The 14,956-nt window shown below is 56.4% G+C and carries 18 protein-coding genes; 11 read left to right on the top strand and 7 right to left on the bottom strand.

Going from position 1 to position 14,956, the window contains the following annotated elements:
• The first annotated feature begins 210 nt into the window (after positions 1-210).
• The 4 genes from AB8W27_RS00330 to coaD all read left to right on the top strand — a co-directional run bounded on the left by AB8W27_RS00330 (position 211) and on the right by coaD (position 3,998).
• Positions 211-1,194, top strand: coding sequence for a glycosyltransferase (locus tag AB8W27_RS00330; RefSeq protein ID WP_041924068.1), 984 nt, complete (start codon positions 211-213; stop codon positions 1,192-1,194).
• A gap of 278 nt (positions 1,195-1,472) precedes the next feature.
• Positions 1,473-2,747 carry a lipid IV(A) 3-deoxy-D-manno-octulosonic acid transferase gene (gene waaA, locus AB8W27_RS00325; RefSeq protein WP_041924069.1) on the top strand — a complete coding sequence of 425 codons (1,275 nt, stop codon included), beginning with the start codon at positions 1,473-1,475 and terminating at the stop codon, positions 2,745-2,747.
• A complete protein-coding gene (locus AB8W27_RS00320; RefSeq protein WP_015742952.1) occupies positions 2,747-3,514 on the top strand; it encodes a glycosyltransferase family 2 protein in 768 nt (255 codons plus the stop codon). The genes waaA and AB8W27_RS00320 overlap by 1 nt, the downstream gene beginning before the upstream one ends.
• A gap of 4 nt (positions 3,515-3,518) precedes the next feature.
• On the top strand, positions 3,519-3,998 hold the full coding sequence (coaD, locus tag AB8W27_RS00315; RefSeq protein ID WP_015742953.1) for a pantetheine-phosphate adenylyltransferase: 480 nt from the start codon (positions 3,519-3,521) through the stop codon (positions 3,996-3,998).
• Here the strand turns inward: coaD and mutM are convergent, their stop codons facing one another.
• The 4 genes from mutM to radC form a co-directional block, all read right to left on the bottom strand.
• Positions 3,999-4,808 (bottom strand): bifunctional DNA-formamidopyrimidine glycosylase/DNA-(apurinic or apyrimidinic site) lyase, encoded by an 810-nt coding sequence (mutM, locus tag AB8W27_RS00310; protein WP_007765542.1) that lies wholly within the window; start codon positions 4,806-4,808, stop codon positions 3,999-4,001.
• A gap of 113 nt (positions 4,809-4,921) precedes the next feature.
• Positions 4,922-5,089 carry a 50S ribosomal protein L33 gene (rpmG, locus tag AB8W27_RS00305; RefSeq protein ID WP_003024094.1) on the bottom strand — a complete coding sequence of 56 codons (168 nt, stop codon included), beginning with the start codon at positions 5,087-5,089 and terminating at the stop codon, positions 4,922-4,924.
• Positions 5,090-5,109: 20 nt separating this feature from the next.
• Positions 5,110-5,346, bottom strand: coding sequence for a 50S ribosomal protein L28 (gene rpmB, locus AB8W27_RS00300; RefSeq protein ID WP_004388471.1), 237 nt, complete (start codon positions 5,344-5,346; stop codon positions 5,110-5,112).
• 214 nt (positions 5,347-5,560) lie between these two features.
• Positions 5,561-6,223, bottom strand: coding sequence for a DNA repair protein RadC (gene radC, locus AB8W27_RS00295; RefSeq protein WP_015742955.1), 663 nt, complete (start codon positions 6,221-6,223; stop codon positions 5,561-5,563).
• A 173-nt stretch (positions 6,224-6,396) separates the two neighbouring features.
• On the opposite strand from radC, the gene coaBC reads away from it, so the two are divergent.
• The 3 genes from coaBC to slmA all read left to right on the top strand — a co-directional run bounded on the left by coaBC (position 6,397) and on the right by slmA (position 8,766).
• A complete protein-coding gene (gene coaBC / locus AB8W27_RS00290; RefSeq protein ID WP_015742956.1) occupies positions 6,397-7,608 on the top strand; it encodes a bifunctional phosphopantothenoylcysteine decarboxylase/phosphopantothenate--cysteine ligase CoaBC in 1,212 nt (403 codons plus the stop codon).
• A complete protein-coding gene (gene dut / locus AB8W27_RS00285) occupies positions 7,586-8,044 on the top strand; it encodes a dUTP diphosphatase (protein ID WP_015742957.1) in 459 nt (152 codons plus the stop codon). The genes coaBC and dut overlap by 23 nt, the downstream gene beginning before the upstream one ends.
• A gap of 125 nt (positions 8,045-8,169) precedes the next feature.
• Positions 8,170-8,766 (top strand): nucleoid occlusion factor SlmA, encoded by a 597-nt coding sequence (gene slmA, locus AB8W27_RS00280; protein WP_007703339.1) that lies wholly within the window; start codon positions 8,170-8,172, stop codon positions 8,764-8,766.
• 50 nt (positions 8,767-8,816) lie between these two features.
• Here slmA and pyrE read toward each other — a convergent pair whose 3' ends face one another.
• Complete coding sequence (pyrE, locus tag AB8W27_RS00275; RefSeq protein WP_015742958.1) at positions 8,817-9,458, bottom strand: orotate phosphoribosyltransferase; 642 nt, start codon at positions 9,456-9,458, stop codon at positions 8,817-8,819.
• Between the two features lie 64 nt (positions 9,459-9,522).
• Positions 9,523-10,239 (bottom strand): ribonuclease PH, encoded by a 717-nt coding sequence (gene rph, locus AB8W27_RS00270; protein ID WP_007765560.1) that lies wholly within the window; start codon positions 10,237-10,239, stop codon positions 9,523-9,525.
• Between the two features lie 125 nt (positions 10,240-10,364).
• On the opposite strand from rph, the gene AB8W27_RS00265 reads away from it, so the two are divergent.
• Both AB8W27_RS00265 and AB8W27_RS00260 read left to right on the top strand, forming a co-directional pair.
• Positions 10,365-11,228 (top strand): YicC/YloC family endoribonuclease, encoded by an 864-nt coding sequence (locus tag AB8W27_RS00265; protein ID WP_015742960.1) that lies wholly within the window; start codon positions 10,365-10,367, stop codon positions 11,226-11,228.
• 169 nt (positions 11,229-11,397) lie between these two features.
• Positions 11,398-12,015: a trimeric intracellular cation channel family protein gene (locus AB8W27_RS00260; RefSeq protein WP_015742961.1), complete on the top strand. Its 618-nt coding sequence runs from the start codon at positions 11,398-11,400 to the stop codon at positions 12,013-12,015.
• Between the two features lie 29 nt (positions 12,016-12,044).
• Here the strand turns inward: AB8W27_RS00260 and ligB are convergent, their stop codons facing one another.
• Positions 12,045-13,730: an NAD-dependent DNA ligase LigB gene (gene ligB, locus AB8W27_RS00255; protein WP_041924070.1), complete on the bottom strand. Its 1,686-nt coding sequence runs from the start codon at positions 13,728-13,730 to the stop codon at positions 12,045-12,047.
• A gap of 257 nt (positions 13,731-13,987) precedes the next feature.
• Here ligB and gmk point away from each other — a divergent pair, with 257 nt between their 5' ends.
• Both gmk and rpoZ read left to right on the top strand, forming a co-directional pair.
• Entirely contained in the window at positions 13,988-14,611 is a 624-nt protein-coding gene (gmk, locus tag AB8W27_RS00250; protein ID WP_015742963.1) for a guanylate kinase, read from the top strand.
• A 54-nt stretch (positions 14,612-14,665) separates the two neighbouring features.
• Positions 14,666-14,941 (top strand): DNA-directed RNA polymerase subunit omega, encoded by a 276-nt coding sequence (gene rpoZ / locus AB8W27_RS00245; RefSeq protein WP_000135058.1) that lies wholly within the window; start codon positions 14,666-14,668, stop codon positions 14,939-14,941.
• The last annotated feature ends 15 nt before the right edge of the window (positions 14,942-14,956 follow it).

Raw genomic sequence — 14,956 nt, 5'->3', positions numbered from 1 at the left:
GACTGGCTCGCACCTTACACAACCCGGCGCAGCAATGCATCCGCAATTAGGGGGAACGGGCGCACGCTTGTGGCTTTCTTTATTACTTCATAGATAATAAGCACCACTGGAACAACGATCTGGCAAACGGCCAGCGCGGTAAGCTGTCGATAAGCCATAACGTCAGATGATGACGGTTTGCCTGTGCCCCCGGTATCCAACGGAGAAAGCATGTCTGATACCCCTCTTCTGAGTATTATTGTCGCGGTTTATAATGGCGAAAAATTCCTGAGTGCCTTTTTTGACAGCATTAAAAGTCAGCAATTAGACAGCATTGAGCTTATCGTCGTGGACGACGGGTCGACTGACCGCTCCGCTGAAATCACCGAAAGCTACCGCGCACAATTCCCCCGTTTTCAGCATGTAAAACAGGAAAACCAGGGCGTATCCGCCGCCCGTAATACCGGGCTTGCGCTGGCACATGGGCAATACCTGGCGTTTCCGGATATCGATGACGTTATCTATCCGACGCTTTACCCACGCCTGCTGGATATTGCCACGCAAAATAATCTGGATGTCGCGACCTGCAACGGTACTTACATCTATGATGACGGACGCCCCGCGAAGAAAATTTTCCCCTCAGACCGACTCGGTTCGACGGGTGTTCTGGATGGCCCAACATGGCTGCAGATGGCGCTCAGCTCACGCAAATTCCTGCATGTCACCTGGCTCAATATCTATCGCCACGACTTTATCAAACGTCACGGCTTTAGCTTCGAACATGGCCTGCGCCATCAGGATATCCCCTGGACCACAGAAGTATTGCTGACGGCGCAGCGGGTGCAGTATATCGACGAGACACTGTATGACTATCTGATCCACGCCGCATCGGTGTCACATACGCCAGGTACTGATGACACGCGTATGCGCTCAGCTCGCCACTATATGAAAATACTGGAGATGCTGAACGCGATTAATGAACGTTACCCGGAGCAGGTAAAACGCGCTCCGGCGTGTCACTGGCAGATTGCCAAAGAAGGTCTGGGGATCTTGCATAGCATTAATAATATTGAAGATCCCTCAAAGAAACGCGAAATCACGCGTGAGCTTTTCGATCGGGGCATCTGGGAGATGATCTGGAAAAACGCACGCGGCTTTAAGCAGCGCTGGCGCCTGGGTCGTCGTTACTTCCGCCTTAAGAAAATTGCAGGCTAAAAGAGTATGTGCAGGCGCCACCACAGCGCCTGTGTATGTACAGGCGCGTTTTCGGAACGTGTTGCGCATCATTCGGATACCGTAACACCGCCTGCGCGCTGGCGTTTTCCTGATAATTCCTGATGCCGCGGGCGGTCGCCGCCGCCCGCTTCTTCCTCTCTGTGCTTATCTGTATACTGCCGGCAGGCAAAACTCTCCTGTTGGCGCCAAAACAATAGCTTTACCCCGGTGAAATGCTTAGAATTTGCCCGCCGATACAGAAAATAACGGATATTAGCTTGGAATCGTTGTATACCGCTCTGCTCTACCTGATACAGCCTTTTGTCTGGGTGCGGCTTTTGCTCCGCAGCCGTAAAGCCCCTGCCTATCGCAAACGATGGGGGGAACGCTACGGCTTTTGTCAGGGAAAAGTGTTGCCGGACGGTATCCTGCTGCACTCGGTATCCGTGGGCGAAACCCTGGCCGCCATTCCGCTGGTGCGCGCGCTGCGCCACCGCTATCCGTCTCTGCCGATTACCGTCACCACGATGACGCCGACGGGCTCTGAGCGCGTGCAGTCGGCTTTCGGCAAAGATGTGCATCACGTTTACTTGCCTTACGATCTGCCCTGCGCCATGAACCGTTTCCTGGAAACGGTGCGCCCGAAACTGGTGATCGTCATGGAAACCGAGCTGTGGCCGAATATGATTTCCGCGCTGCATCAGCGCAAAATTCCGCTGGTTATCGCGAACGCCCGCCTCTCCGAACGCTCCGCCAAAGGCTATCAAAAGCTCGGCGGGTTTATGCGCCGCCTGCTCGCGAAAATCACGCTGATTGCCGCGCAGAATGATGAAGACGCCAGCCGTTTTACCGCGCTTGGCCTTAAGCGCAACCAGCTGGCGGTCACCGGCAGCCTGAAATTCGATATTTCCGTAACGCCGGAACTGGCCGCGCGCGCGATTACGCTGCGTCGCCAGTGGGCGCCGCGCCGTCAGGTCTGGATTGCCACCAGCACCCATGATGGCGAAGAAGCGATTATTCTGCAGGCGCATCGCCAGCTGCTGGAAACCTTTCCCGATCTGCTGCTGATCCTGGTGCCGCGCCATCCGGAACGTTTCAAAGACGCGCGCGATTTAGTACAGAAAGCGGGCTTTAGCTTTACGCTGCGCAGCACCGGCGAAATTCCGTCCGGCAGCACGCAAGTGGTCATTGGCGATACCATGGGCGAACTGATGCTGTTGTACGGCATCGCCGATCTCGCCTTTGTCGGCGGCAGCCTTGTCGAGCGTGGCGGCCATAACCCTCTTGAGCCTGCCGCGCACGCCATTCCGGTGCTGATGGGCCCGCATACGTTTAACTTCAAAGATATCTGCGCCAAATTGCAGGAAGCCGACGGGCTTATCACCGTCACCGACGCCGATTCACTGGTGAAAGAAATCTCCACGCTTTTGACCGACGAAGATTACCGGCTCTGGTACGGCCGCCATGCGGTAGAAGTGCTGCACCAGAACCAGGGCGCGCTACAGCGCCTGTTGCAGCTGCTGCATCCCTACCTTCCGCAGCGGAGCCACTGATGCGCGCGCGCCTCTCGGTGGTGATGATTGCTAAAAACGCGGCGGCGTTGCTGCCGGACTGCCTCGCTTCTGTGGCCTGGGCCGATGAAATCGTGGTGCTGGATTCCGGCAGCAGCGACGGCACGGTCGCAATCGCCACAGCCGCTGGCGCGAAAGTGTTTACCGAAAGCGACTGGCAAGGCTACGGCGTTCAGCGTCAGCGGGCCCAGCAGTACGCCAGCGGCGACTACATATTGATGATCGATACTGACGAGCGCGTGACGCCGGAGCTGGCGCAGGCGATTCATCAGGTGCTTGAAAACCCCGATCCGCAGACGGTGTACAGTATCGCCCGTCGTAATCTGTTTCTGGGACGCTTTATGCGCCACAGCGGCTGGTATCCGGATCGCGTCACCCGCCTCTATGCGCGCGAGCGCTATCGCTATAATGATAATCAGGTGCATGAATCGCTCGACGCGCCGGGTGCGCGCGTGGCGACACTTTCGGGCGACCTGCTGCATCTGACCTGCCGCGATTTCGCCAGCTTCCAGCGCAAGCAGTTGAATTACGCCACCGCCTGGGCGCAGGAGCGCCACCTGAAAGGCAAGAAGGTGTCGGTGGCGGGGATCTTCGGGCGCACGCTGGCCGCGTTCTGCAAAACGCTGATACTGCGCGCAGGCGTGCTGGATGGTCGACAGGGCTGGCTACTGGCGGTCGTTAACGCCCAGTACACCTTCAACAAATATACCGAGCTGTGGGCGCTGAACCGCGGCTTTACGGAAAAGTAACGCTATGACCACTCGCGCGATTTACCCAGGTACTTTCGACCCGATCACCAACGGTCATCTCGATATCATCACCCGTGCAGCCAGCATGTTTGACGAGCTAATCCTGGCGGTCGCCGCCAGCCCGCATAAAAAAACGATGTTTTCCCTGGATGAGCGTGTAGATCTCGCGCAGCAAGCTGCGGCGCATCTGCCGAACGTCAGCGTGACCGGTTTTAGCGATTTGATGGCGAATTTCGCGCAGGCACAGCAGGCGAATGTTCTGGTACGCGGCCTGCGCACCGCGGGCGATTTCGAATATGAGATGCAGCTGGCGCATATGAACCGGCATCTGATGCCGTCGCTTGAAAGCGTCTTTCTGATGCCGTCGAAAGAGTGGTCGTTTATCTCTTCGAGCCTGGTGAAGGAAGTGGCGCGCCACAAGGGCGACGTCTCCCACTTCATGCCTGCGCACGTTCACCAGGCGCTGCTGGAAAAGCTGCGCTAATCACTTCTGACAGCGTCGGCACCAGTAGGTGCGGCGCTGAGCATGTTTCCCCGCCAGAATCGGCGTGCCGCACACCCGGCACGGTTCGCCTTCCCGCCCATAGACCTGTAACTGTTGCGCAAAATAGCCCGGTTTGCCGTCGCTTTGCAGAAAATCGCGCAGCGTCGTGCCGCCCTGCTCAATCGATCGTAACAGCACCGCTTTGATCGCCTGGGCCAGCAGTTCACACTCTTTTTCCGACAGCGACGAGGCCAGCCGATCGGGATGGATCCCGGCGGCAAACAGCGATTCGCTGGCGTAAATATTACCGACGCCCACCACCAGTTTGTTATCCATCAGCCAGGGTTTGATAGCGACTTTCTTTTTCGCGCATTTATCACGCAGGTACGCGCCGTTAAAGGCGTCGCTTAGCGGCTCCGGCCCCAGATGCGCCAGCACATTGTGACCTTCGAGTTCACGCGTCCACAGCCAGGCGCCGAAACGGCGTGGGTCGGTGTAGCGCAGCACTTTGCCGTTGCTCATCACCAGGTCAACGTGATCGTGCTTCTCAGCCGGGCGCTCTTCCGGCAGGATGCGCAGGCTGCCGGACATGCCAAGGTGGATGATTATCCAGCCATCCGGCAGTTCCAGCAGCAGGTATTTGGCGCGACGCTGCACGCTGAGAACGGGTTTGTCGCTTAACGCATGGATTTCATCAGATACCGGCCAGCGCAGGCGGCCGTTACGTACAACAGCGTGCAGTATCGTTTCGCCAACCAGATGCGGTTCAATCCCGCGACGGCTGGTTTCCACCTCAGGTAATTCAGGCATAGCGTCTCTCGCGTGAGTTCATTAACAGGGAGCGGTAACAGAGGATATGAGGGCGGTTCGGAAAACAAAAAACCCCGCCGGAGCGGGGTTTTTGTACAAATCAGACAAAAATCTTATTTGATTTTAGCTTCTTTGTAGAGAACGTGCTGACGGACAACCGGATCGAATTTCTTCAGTTCCAGTTTTTCCGGCTTAGTACGTTTGTTCTTCGTGGTGGTATAGAAGTGACCAGTACCAGCAGAAGAAACCAGCTTGATTTTCTCGCGAATACCTTTAGCCATGATTTATTTCCTCTAAGTACTTAGTACTTTTCGCCACGGGCACGCAGTTCAGAAAGAACTACATCGATGCCTTTTTTATCAATTACACGCATACCTTTAGCAGATACGCGCAGAGTAACGAAACGCTTTTCGCTCTCAACCCAGAAACGGTGAGAGTGCAGGTTCGGCAGAAAACGGCGTTTAGTCGCGTTCAGTGCGTGGGAACGGTTGTTACCGGTCACCGGACGCTTGCCAGTTACTTGGCAGACTCGGGACATGTCTATTCTCCAAAAATCAAATTAGCTCGAGCTTCGTATAGGGTGTTGGCAGCCTCGTCAGGCCTGATGGCCCAGTCTGGCGGTTCAATGGAACTCGCATTGCCAGGCCCACATGCCAAACCCGAGATTCTCAAAGGTGGCGTAGTATACGCTGCCGGGACCGTCTGCTCAAGTCCCGAACAGATAAAGATCGCTAAGGATCGCCACGTCTGGCTTATATCCACCCACGTTCGGCGAAAGAAACGTATTCTCCACGCCCAATGACCAGATGGTCAAGCACCCGAATGTCCACCAGCTGACAACATTTTACGATACGCTCGGTGACCATTTTATCCGCCCGGCTGGGCTCGGCGTGCCCGGAAGGGTGATTATGCGCAAGGATAATCGCGGCGGCGTTGAGCCGTACCGCCTCGCGAACGATTTCCCGCGGATGCACTTCAACATGGCTGAGCGTGCCGGTGAACAGCGTATTTTGCCTGATAATACGATTCTGGCTATCAAGAAAAATCACCAGAAACATTTCGCGCTCCTGCTCCGCAAGCTGGCTTTCCAGAAATTCGCGCGTAATCGTCGGGCTCAGTAGCGCCGTCTCTTCGTTGGGCCGCGAGCGATAATAGCGCCGCGCCAGTTCGCCGATGGCCCTGAGCTGCACGTATTTCGCCATGCCGACGCCGCCAATTTGTCGAAATGGCGCGATATCCGCCGACAACAGCCCGTACAGCGAGCCAAAATGCGCCAGCAGCCGTTTTGCCAGCTTCATGACATCCATACCCGGCGTCCCGGTACGCAGGAAAATCGCCAGCAATTCTTCATCGCTTAAATCCGCCGCGCCGTATCGCATGAGCTTTTCCCGCGGCCCGTAGTCCATTTTCGCCATCGTCTTCCCTGCCCTTTGTCGTTACGCCATTATCCGCCGGCGGCCAGAGGCTGACGACCGCGGTTTTTTATCCCTGCGCGACGTCTCGCAAAGTTTAAATTTCATACCGCCGCGCAGGTTTGGGGATTGTGATAAAATGCCCACTTTCCAGAAAGTGACAGGAAGAGAAGACCATGGGCCTTGCCGGTAAAAAAATCGTTCTGGGCGTCAGCGGCGGCATTGCGGCGTATAAAACGCCGGAACTGGTGCGCCGTCTGCGCGAGCGCGGCGCGGAAGTACGCGTTGCAATGACCGAGGCAGCGAAAGCGTTTATTACGCCGCTGAGCCTGCAGGCCGTTTCCGGCTACCCTGTGTCAGACAGCCTGCTTGACCCGGCCGCCGAAGCCGCAATGGGTCATATTGAACTCGGCAAATGGGCGGATTTAGTGATTCTCGCGCCCGCCACCGCCGATCTCATTGCGCGCGTCGCCGCGGGCATGGCGAACGATCTGGTGACAACGATTTGTCTCGCCACGCCGTCACCTGTCGCCGTCGTCCCGGCTATGAATCAGCAGATGTACCGTAATATCGCGACGCAGCAGAATATTGAGCAGCTCGCCTCACGTGGTTTACGTATCTGGGGGCCGGACAGCGGCAGTCAGGCCTGCGGCGATGTTGGCCCCGGCCGTATGCTCGATCCGTTAGAGATTGTGGAGCTTGCCGCAAACCACTTCGCGCCTGTCAACGATCTGCAACATCTCAACATCATGATTACCGCGGGTCCGACTCGTGAGCGGCTGGATCCGGTGCGCTATATCACCAACGACAGCTCCGGCAAAATGGGGTTTGCGATTGCGGCGGCGGCGAGCGCCCGCGGCGCGCGCGTTACGCTGGTCGCCGGGCCGGTCGCCCTGGCGACGCCGCCAGGGGTGGAGAGAATCGATGTCGGGAGCGCGCTGGAAATGGAAGCCGCCGTTCAGCAACGCGCGCAGCAGCAGCAGATTTTCATCGGCTGCGCGGCCGTCGCGGACTACCGGGCCGAGACCATTTCTTCTGAAAAAATAAAAAAACAGGGCGATGAGCTGACGCTGAAAATGGTGAAAAATCCCGATATTGTCGCAGGCGTCGCGGCGCTCTCACAAAATCGCCCTTATGTTGTCGGGTTTGCTGCCGAAACAAATAATGTGGAAGAATATGCGCGGCAAAAACGCCTGCGCAAAAACCTTGATCTGATTTGCGCCAACGATGTGTCGCAAGCCGGTCACGGCTTTAACAGCGATACCAACGCTTTGCATCTTTTCTGGCAGGAGGGAGAGAAAGTCTTACCGCTTGAGCGGAAGGCGCTCCTTGGCCAACGTTTACTGGACGAGATTGTTACCCGTTATGATGAAAAAAATCGACGTTAAGATTCTGGACCCGCGCGTGGGCGAGCAATTCCCGCTGCCGACGTATGCCACCTCTGGCTCAGCAGGCCTCGATCTGCGCGCCTGCCTGGACGAGTCCGTTGAACTGGCGCCGGGTGCGACGACGCTCCTGCCAACCGGTCTGGCTATTCATATCGCCGATCCAACGCTTGCCGCCGTTATTCTGCCGCGCTCTGGCCTTGGACATAAACATGGCGTTGTGCTGGGTAACCTGGTCGGGCTTATCGATTCCGACTACCAGGGCCAGCTGATGGTTTCCGTCTGGAACCGCGGCCAGCAGAGCTTCACGATTGAACCGGGCGAGCGCATCGCGCAAATGGTGTTTGTGCCAGTGGTGCAGGCGGAATTTAATCTGGTGGAAGACTTTACCGCCACCGATCGCGGCGAAGGCGGCTTCGGGCACTCCGGGCGTAAATAAGCTGCCCGCGTAACCGCGCATTCCTTAAGTTAAATAAAGCGAACAGATTGCCGCAGGCGAAAGCCTGCGGACGCTTTGTGGATGCTCGCCTGGCAAGTGATTATTTTTCAGGGGTATTTTAAAACATGGCAGAAAAACAAACCGCGAAAAGGAACCGTCGCGAAGAAATACTTCAGTCTCTGGCGCAGATGCTTGAATCCAGCGATGGCAGCCAACGTATTACGACCGCAAAACTGGCGGCTTCCGTTGGCGTTTCCGAAGCGGCGCTTTATCGCCACTTCCCCAGTAAAACCCGCATGTTCGACAGCCTGATTGAATTTATTGAAGACAGTCTGATTACCCGCATTAATCTGATTCTGAAAGATGAAAAAGAGACGCTTAACCGCCTGCGTCTGATTGTGCAGCTCATCCTCGGTTTCGGCGAGCGTAACCCGGGGCTGACCCGTATTCTTACCGGGCATGCGCTGATGTTTGAACAGGATCGTCTGCAGGGGCGTATTAACCAGCTGTTTGAGCGTATTGAAGCGCAGTTGCGTCAGGTGTTGCGCGAGAAGAAAATGCGCGAAGGCGAAGGCTATGCGACTGACGAAGCGCTGCTGGCAAGCCAGCTGCTGGCGTTTTGCGAAGGGATGTTGTCGCGCTTTGTGCGCAGTGAGTTCCGCTACAGCCCGACGGCGGATTTCGAAGCCCGTTGGCCACTGCTGGCCGCGCAGCTGCAATAATGTCAATGCAGGCAGAGAAAAGGCCGGATCTCCGGCCTTTTTTATTTCTGTCAGACGCCGTATTGCTGGCGATAAGCCTCTACCGCAGCCAGATGATTGGCCATCTCCGGTTTTTCCGCCAGATACGCGATAAGCTCGTTAAGCGTAATAATCGCAATTACCTGACAACCGTAATCGCGCTCCACTTCCTGAATGGCGGAAAGCTCGCCGCGTCCGCGCTCCTGCCTGTCGAGCGAAATCATCACCCCCGCAAGCGTTGCGCCGTGCGCCTGGATAATTTCCATGGATTCACGGATCGCGGTACCCGCGGTAATCACATCATCCACCAGCATGACGCGGCCCTGAAGCGGGCTGCCGACCAGGCTGCCGCCTTCGCCGTGGTCTTTCGCCTCTTTACGGTTAAAGCAGTACGGCACGTCGCGATCGTGATGTTCTGAAAGCGCGACGGCGGTCGTGGTGGCGATAGGAATGCCTTTGTAAGCGGGGCCGAACAGCAGATCGAAATCAATGCCGGAATCAACCAGCGCCTCAGCATAAAAACGGCCCAGCAACGCCAGATCGCGACCGGTATTAAACAAACCGGCGTTAAAGAAGTAAGGGCTCTGGCGCCCGGATTTCAGCGTGAACTCACCAAATTTAAGCACCTGTTTGTTAAGGGCGAATTCAATAAACTGGCGCTGATACGGTTTCATGGCTTTGCTCCTCAGATAGCATATTGCAGGCATAAAAAAAGCGACTTTTCAGTCGCCTTAAAAATCAGTTTGCTAACGCCGCCTTCTGCGACGCCACGATCGACTCGATTCCCCCGCGGGCCAGCGCCAGCAAGTCGAGCAACTCCTCATGAGTGAAGGGCTCGCCTTCTGCCGTGCCCTGCACTTCAATCATACGACCGTCTTCCGTCATGACGACGTTCATATCGGTATCGGCGGCGGAATCTTCCACATACTCCAGATCGCATACCGCTTCGCCGTTAACGATACCGACGGATACCGCCGCAACCATTCCTTTCAGCGGATTGGTTTTCAGCTTGCCCGCCGCAACCAGCGCGTTCAGCGCATCAGCAAGCGCAACGCAGGCACCGGTAATGGACGCCGTGCGGGTGCCGCCGTCGGCCTGAATCACATCGCAGTCGAGGGTAATGGTAAATTCGCCTAGCGCTTTAAGATCCACCGCAGCGCGCAGCGCACGGGCAATCAGACGCTGAATTTCGAGTGTACGGCCGCCCTGTTTGCCTTTCGCCGCTTCACGGGCGTTACGGGTATGGGTCGCGCGCGGCAACATGCCATATTCGGCTGTGATCCAGCCTTGTCCCTGGCCTTTCAGGAAGCGCGGCACGCCTTCTTCAATGGAGGCGGTGCAAAGCACTTTGGTATCGCCAAACTCAACCAGCACGGAGCCTTCTGCGTGTTTAGTGTAATGACGGGTCAGGGTAACTGGGCGCACTTCTGATGCGCTACGGCCTGCTGGACGCATGGGCATATCTCCGGCTTGTTAACGAATGTGGCTGCGCATTATACGGGCTGAAAGCGCTTATTCCTATCCTGTAAGACCTGCGGTAGCTATAATCCCCACATTCACATCAGAAAACGGGTACTTCTATGATCCGCAGTATGACCGCCTACGCCCGGCGAGAAATTAAGGGTGACTGGGGCAGCGCCACCTGGGAGCTACGTTCAGTAAACCAGCGCTACCTGGAAACCTATTTCCGTCTGCCGGAGCAGTTCCGCAGCCTTGAGCCCGTGGTGCGCGAGCGCATCCGTACCCGTCTGACACGCGGCAAAATCGAGTGTAGCCTGCGTTTTGAGCCCGATGCCAGCGCGCAGGGCGAGCTTATTCTTAACGAAAAACTGGCGAAGCAGCTGGTTTCCGCCGCTAACTGGGTAAAAATGCAAAGCGACGAGGGCGAAATCAACCCGGTCGATATTCTGCGCTGGCCGGGCGTAATGGCCGCTCAGGAGCAGGATCTTGATGCCATCGCCACCGAGATTCTGGCCGCGCTCGACGGCGCGCTCGACGATTTCATCGTGGCGCGCGAAACCGAAGGCCAGGCGCTCAAAGCGCTTATCGAACAACGCCTCGAAGGCGTCAGCGCCGAAGTCACCAAAGTGCGTGCGCATATGCCGGAAATTCTTCAATGGCAGCGTGAGCGACTGGTGTCAAAACTCGAAGACGCGCAGGTGCAGCTTGAGAATAACCGCCTGGAGCAAGAGCTGGTGATGATGGCGCAGCGCATTGATGTCGCTGAAGAGCTCGACCGCCTGGAAGCGCACGTTAAAGAAACCTATAACATCCTGAAGAAGAAAGAGGCGGTAGGCCGCCGACTGGACTTCATGATGCAGGAATTTAACCGCGAATCGAACACGCTGGCGTCTAAGTCGATTAACGCCGAAGTGACCAATTCCGCTATTGAACTCAAAGTGTTAATTGAGCAGATGCGCGAGCAGATCCAAAATATCGAGTAACTTTTAAAAGGCCCGTCAGGGCCTTTCTTCATGAAAACCCACCCGCCTACATCAGCCTGCCTCTTTCTTTGCCTTAAAAAAACTAATCCGAAACACCTCACCTTAGAAAATCTCAATCGTTGCGTCATACATGAATCGTTACCCTTTGCGGCCTGATTCAGGGGGAACGATGTTACTGCATGTACTTTATTTGATTGGCATTACCGCAGAAGCAATGACAGGCGCTCTGGCGGCTGGCCGTCGCCGCATGGATACTTTCGGCGTCATTATTATCGCGACGGCCACCGCGCTTGGCGGCGGCTCCGTCCGGGACATCTTACTGGGCCATTACCCGCTGGGCTGGGTCAAACACCCGGAGTATGTGGTGATCGTTGCCGCTGCGGCGGTAATCACGACATTTGTCGCCCCGGTGATGCCTCATCTGCGGCGTCTTTTCCTGGTGCTGGACGCGCTGGGGCTTGTGGTTTTCTCCATTATCGGCGCGCAAATCGCGCTGGATATGGGCGAAGGCCCGATCATCGCCTCGATAGCCGCTGTTGTAACGGGCGTCTTTGGCGGCGTATTACGAGACATGTTCTGTAAACGCATCCCGCTCGTCTTTCAGAAAGAACTTTATGCAGGCATCTCTTTCGCCGCCGCGGTGCTGTATATCGCTCTGGAGCATTACGTCTCAAGCCATGATGTGGTAGTGATAGCAACGCTCCTGTTCGGTTTTACGGCGCGTCTGCTGGCGCTGCGCTTTCGGCTCGGGCTGCCGGTTTTTCATTACCGCGCCGGAATGCACTGACGCGTTATACATAGCGTTACGCCCAATGGTTATGGCAGCGCAAATCCGTCGATTTTTTGCTCTACCAGCCACTGCGCAAGCGCAGCGACATCCGGATGATGAATGTAGTTGACCAGCTGTCGCGCACGTTCGGCGCCTACGCCAGGAAGCGTCTGCCAGCTACGTTCATCACGCATCTGTAACTGATGCCATGTGTCATCTGCCAGCGCCTGCCATGCTCGCGCAGGCAAAGGCAGGCCCAGCGCTTTTACCCAGCGCTGGAAAGGCAGCTGGCGCGTCAGGTTGAACTGATGCCAGAGCCGTGTCGCGCGTGGGGCGCTAAACCCCGGCGTTTGTTTTAATGCGTCAACGCTGAGCGCAAGCCAGGAAAAGAGATGTTCAAAACGATGGCGGCTCGATAACTGACGCCACGTGGCCTCTCCCATTCCCGCAAGATCGAATACGGGCTTGCCGCTAAGCCAGACCAGACGCGAGATAAACTGCTCTTCACACGCACCCGTTGCAAACAAGCAGCTCAGCGCATCGAAACGTGCGGCTGGCGGCGCAGGCTTACTGCGTTTTGCAGGCCGCCAGACAACCGCATCCAGCCGCGGAATACCCTGACCTGCAAGACTCACCTCCACTTCATCGCCTTCGGCCAAATCGAGCTTTTCCCAGCGCGTCAGCGAACCAATACTGACTTTCGATACCTGTTTATCATCAAGCGTTATCGGCTCCAGTTGCGCCACGACGCTTATCTTGCCGGTCCGGCCAACAGCGAAACGCAGCGCGTTTACTTCCGTTACCTGCTTCACTGGCGGGTATTTCCATGCGGCGACCCACGAGCCTTCACCCGGACGCCAGCTTTTTCCGGGCGGCTCTCTGGCCTCACGGATCACGACGCCATCTGTCACAAAGGGAAGCGGTTCGCGGAACCATTGCTTGCGCCAACGCGTGACGTCTGCAACGGAACTCACCGGCTGACTCCAGGCTCGCGCTAAGGGGAAACCCCCTTGCGCCAGGATGGTCAAACGCGTTTCCATCTCTTTCGGCCCGTCCGGCCATGCCCAGATAAACAGGTCCAGATCGTTAAGCAGAGGGGATGCCGTGTTGCGCATCATCGCGCCCGCTACCTGTGCTCGTGCATTAATCCCGCCGTCTTGCTGTTGATGGTGCCCTTCCCGGCGCAGAAAAAGCTCGCCCTGCAACACGCTGTCAGCGAGCTCACCTTTCACTTGCAAAGGAATTGCCGGGATATGGCGTGCGCGCGCTGTCCAGTCTTCCCCCTGCAAACCATCGCCACGGCTGATGACCTGTCGTAGCTCGCCCTTCCGGTAAACCAGCGAAACCGCCACTCCATCCACCTTCGGTTGCACCCACAGATCCGTTTTTCCGTGCATCCATTGCGAGAGCGATGCGGCATCTTTGAGTTTTTGTACCCCCGTATGCGCAACAGGGTGATGTGTGCGCCCGGCGGCAACCGGCGGCGGCGCGGCGCTCACCGTAGCGAGCGAAAAACAGGTTTTCCACACGTTAAGCCTTTGGCGCATGCCGTCATAGACGGCGTCGCTGACGTTATTTTCGCCGCGAAGCCAGTATGCTTCATCCCAGCGCGCCAACTGGCTTTCCAGCGCCGCAACCTCCTGTCGCGCCTGCTCAGACGTCCAGCCAGGACAGGACGCATAAGCGCTTTCGCAGGCCAGACTGGCCAGCAATAAAAGAATAATAATGCGCACGTTTCACCCCCTTCGCTTTCCTGACGAGACGGTAATACATGACGACGTCTGGCGGCGATGCGAGTTGTTACGTTTTACGAGGGGTTTTCCAGGGTTTTTCGCTGATTGCATAAACGAGACAATTTTTCTGGATAATGTCTCGCAAAATGACGCAAAGCGACGCGAACTCTGCGACAAAGACTGCGCCAGCGTAGCGCGACGTGTATAATAAGGCGGTATACGCTCCTCTTTTCGCATACCAACAGACGTAAAACCACATGGCTCAAGGCACGCTTTATATTGTTTCCGCTCCCAGTGGCGCGGGTAAATCCAGCCTTATTCAGGCTTTTTTAAAGACGCAACCGCTCTATGATTCCCAGGTGTCGGTGTCGCATACCACGCGTAACCCGCGCCCTGGCGAAGTCCACGGCGAGCACTACTACTTCGTTAGTCACGACCAGTTTCGGTCGATGATTGCTGAAGACGCGTTTCTTGAGCATGCGGAAGTGTTTGGCAACTACTACGGTACGTCACGCGCGGCGATTGAGCAGGTGCTGGCGACTGGGGTAGATGTTTTCCTTGATATTGACTGGCAGGGCGCGCGGCAAATCCGCGAAAAAATGCCGCAGGCGCGCAGTATCTTTATTCTGCCGCCGTCTAAGGAAGAACTGGACCGCCGCCTGCGCGGCCGTGGTCAGGATAGCGAAGAGGTGATTGCTAAACGTATGGCGCAGGCCGTGGCGGAAATGAGCCACTATGCGGAGTACGATTACCTTATCGTCAATGACGATTTTGATGCCGCGCTGGCTGACTTAAAAATCATCCTGCGCGCCGAACGTCTGCGTATGAGCCGCCAGAAGCAGCGACATGACGCTTTAATCACCAAACTATTGGCAGACTGAACGTAGTTTCAGTATCATGCCCAGTCATTTCTTCACCTGTGGAGCTTTTTAAATATGGCACGCGTAACTGTTCAGGACGCTGTAGAGAAAATTGGTAACCGTTTTGACCTGGTACTGGTCGCCGCGCGTCGCGCTCGTCAGATGCAGGTGGGCGGCAAAGATCCGCTGGTACCGGAAGAAAACGATAAAACCACTGTTATTGCGCTGCGTGAAATCGAAGAAGGTCTGATCAACAACCAGATCCTCGACGTGCGTGAGCGCCAGGAGCAGCAGGAGCAGGAAGCCGCAGAACTGCAGGCCGTTACCGCTATCGCTGAAGGCCGTCGTTAATCACTAGTGCGGGTA

The sequence above is a fragment of the Cronobacter turicensis genome, assembly GCF_041222865.1.
GTDB classification, from domain to species: domain Bacteria; phylum Pseudomonadota; class Gammaproteobacteria; order Enterobacterales; family Enterobacteriaceae; genus Cronobacter; species Cronobacter turicensis.
This window is presented reverse-complemented; position numbering and strand designations above follow the sequence as displayed.

Coding starts and splice junctions, on each gene's coding strand:
- rph (WP_007765560.1), bottom strand. CDS start 10,239: ATGCGTCCAGCAGGCCGTAGCGCATCAGAAGTGCGCCCAGTTACCCTG.
- AB8W27_RS00260 (WP_015742961.1), top strand. CDS start 11,398: ATGTTACTGCATGTACTTTATTTGATTGGCATTACCGCAGAAGCAATG.
- coaD (WP_015742953.1), top strand. CDS start 3,519: ATGACCACTCGCGCGATTTACCCAGGTACTTTCGACCCGATCACCAAC.
- AB8W27_RS00265 (WP_015742960.1), top strand. CDS start 10,365: ATGATCCGCAGTATGACCGCCTACGCCCGGCGAGAAATTAAGGGTGAC.
- AB8W27_RS00320 (WP_015742952.1), top strand. CDS start 2,747: ATGCGCGCGCGCCTCTCGGTGGTGATGATTGCTAAAAACGCGGCGGCG.
- dut (WP_015742957.1), top strand. CDS start 7,586: ATGATGAAAAAAATCGACGTTAAGATTCTGGACCCGCGCGTGGGCGAG.
- rpoZ (WP_000135058.1), top strand. CDS start 14,666: ATGGCACGCGTAACTGTTCAGGACGCTGTAGAGAAAATTGGTAACCGT.
- mutM (WP_007765542.1), bottom strand. CDS start 4,808: ATGCCTGAATTACCTGAGGTGGAAACCAGCCGTCGCGGGATTGAACCG.
- radC (WP_015742955.1), bottom strand. CDS start 6,223: ATGGCGAAAATGGACTACGGGCCGCGGGAAAAGCTCATGCGATACGGC.
- gmk (WP_015742963.1), top strand. CDS start 13,988: ATGGCTCAAGGCACGCTTTATATTGTTTCCGCTCCCAGTGGCGCGGGT.
- coaBC (WP_015742956.1), top strand. CDS start 6,397: ATGGGCCTTGCCGGTAAAAAAATCGTTCTGGGCGTCAGCGGCGGCATT.
- AB8W27_RS00330 (WP_041924068.1), top strand. CDS start 211: ATGTCTGATACCCCTCTTCTGAGTATTATTGTCGCGGTTTATAATGGC.
- rpmB (WP_004388471.1), bottom strand. CDS start 5,346: ATGTCCCGAGTCTGCCAAGTAACTGGCAAGCGTCCGGTGACCGGTAAC.
- slmA (WP_007703339.1), top strand. CDS start 8,170: ATGGCAGAAAAACAAACCGCGAAAAGGAACCGTCGCGAAGAAATACTT.
- pyrE (WP_015742958.1), bottom strand. CDS start 9,458: ATGAAACCGTATCAGCGCCAGTTTATTGAATTCGCCCTTAACAAACAG.
- rpmG (WP_003024094.1), bottom strand. CDS start 5,089: ATGGCTAAAGGTATTCGCGAGAAAATCAAGCTGGTTTCTTCTGCTGGT.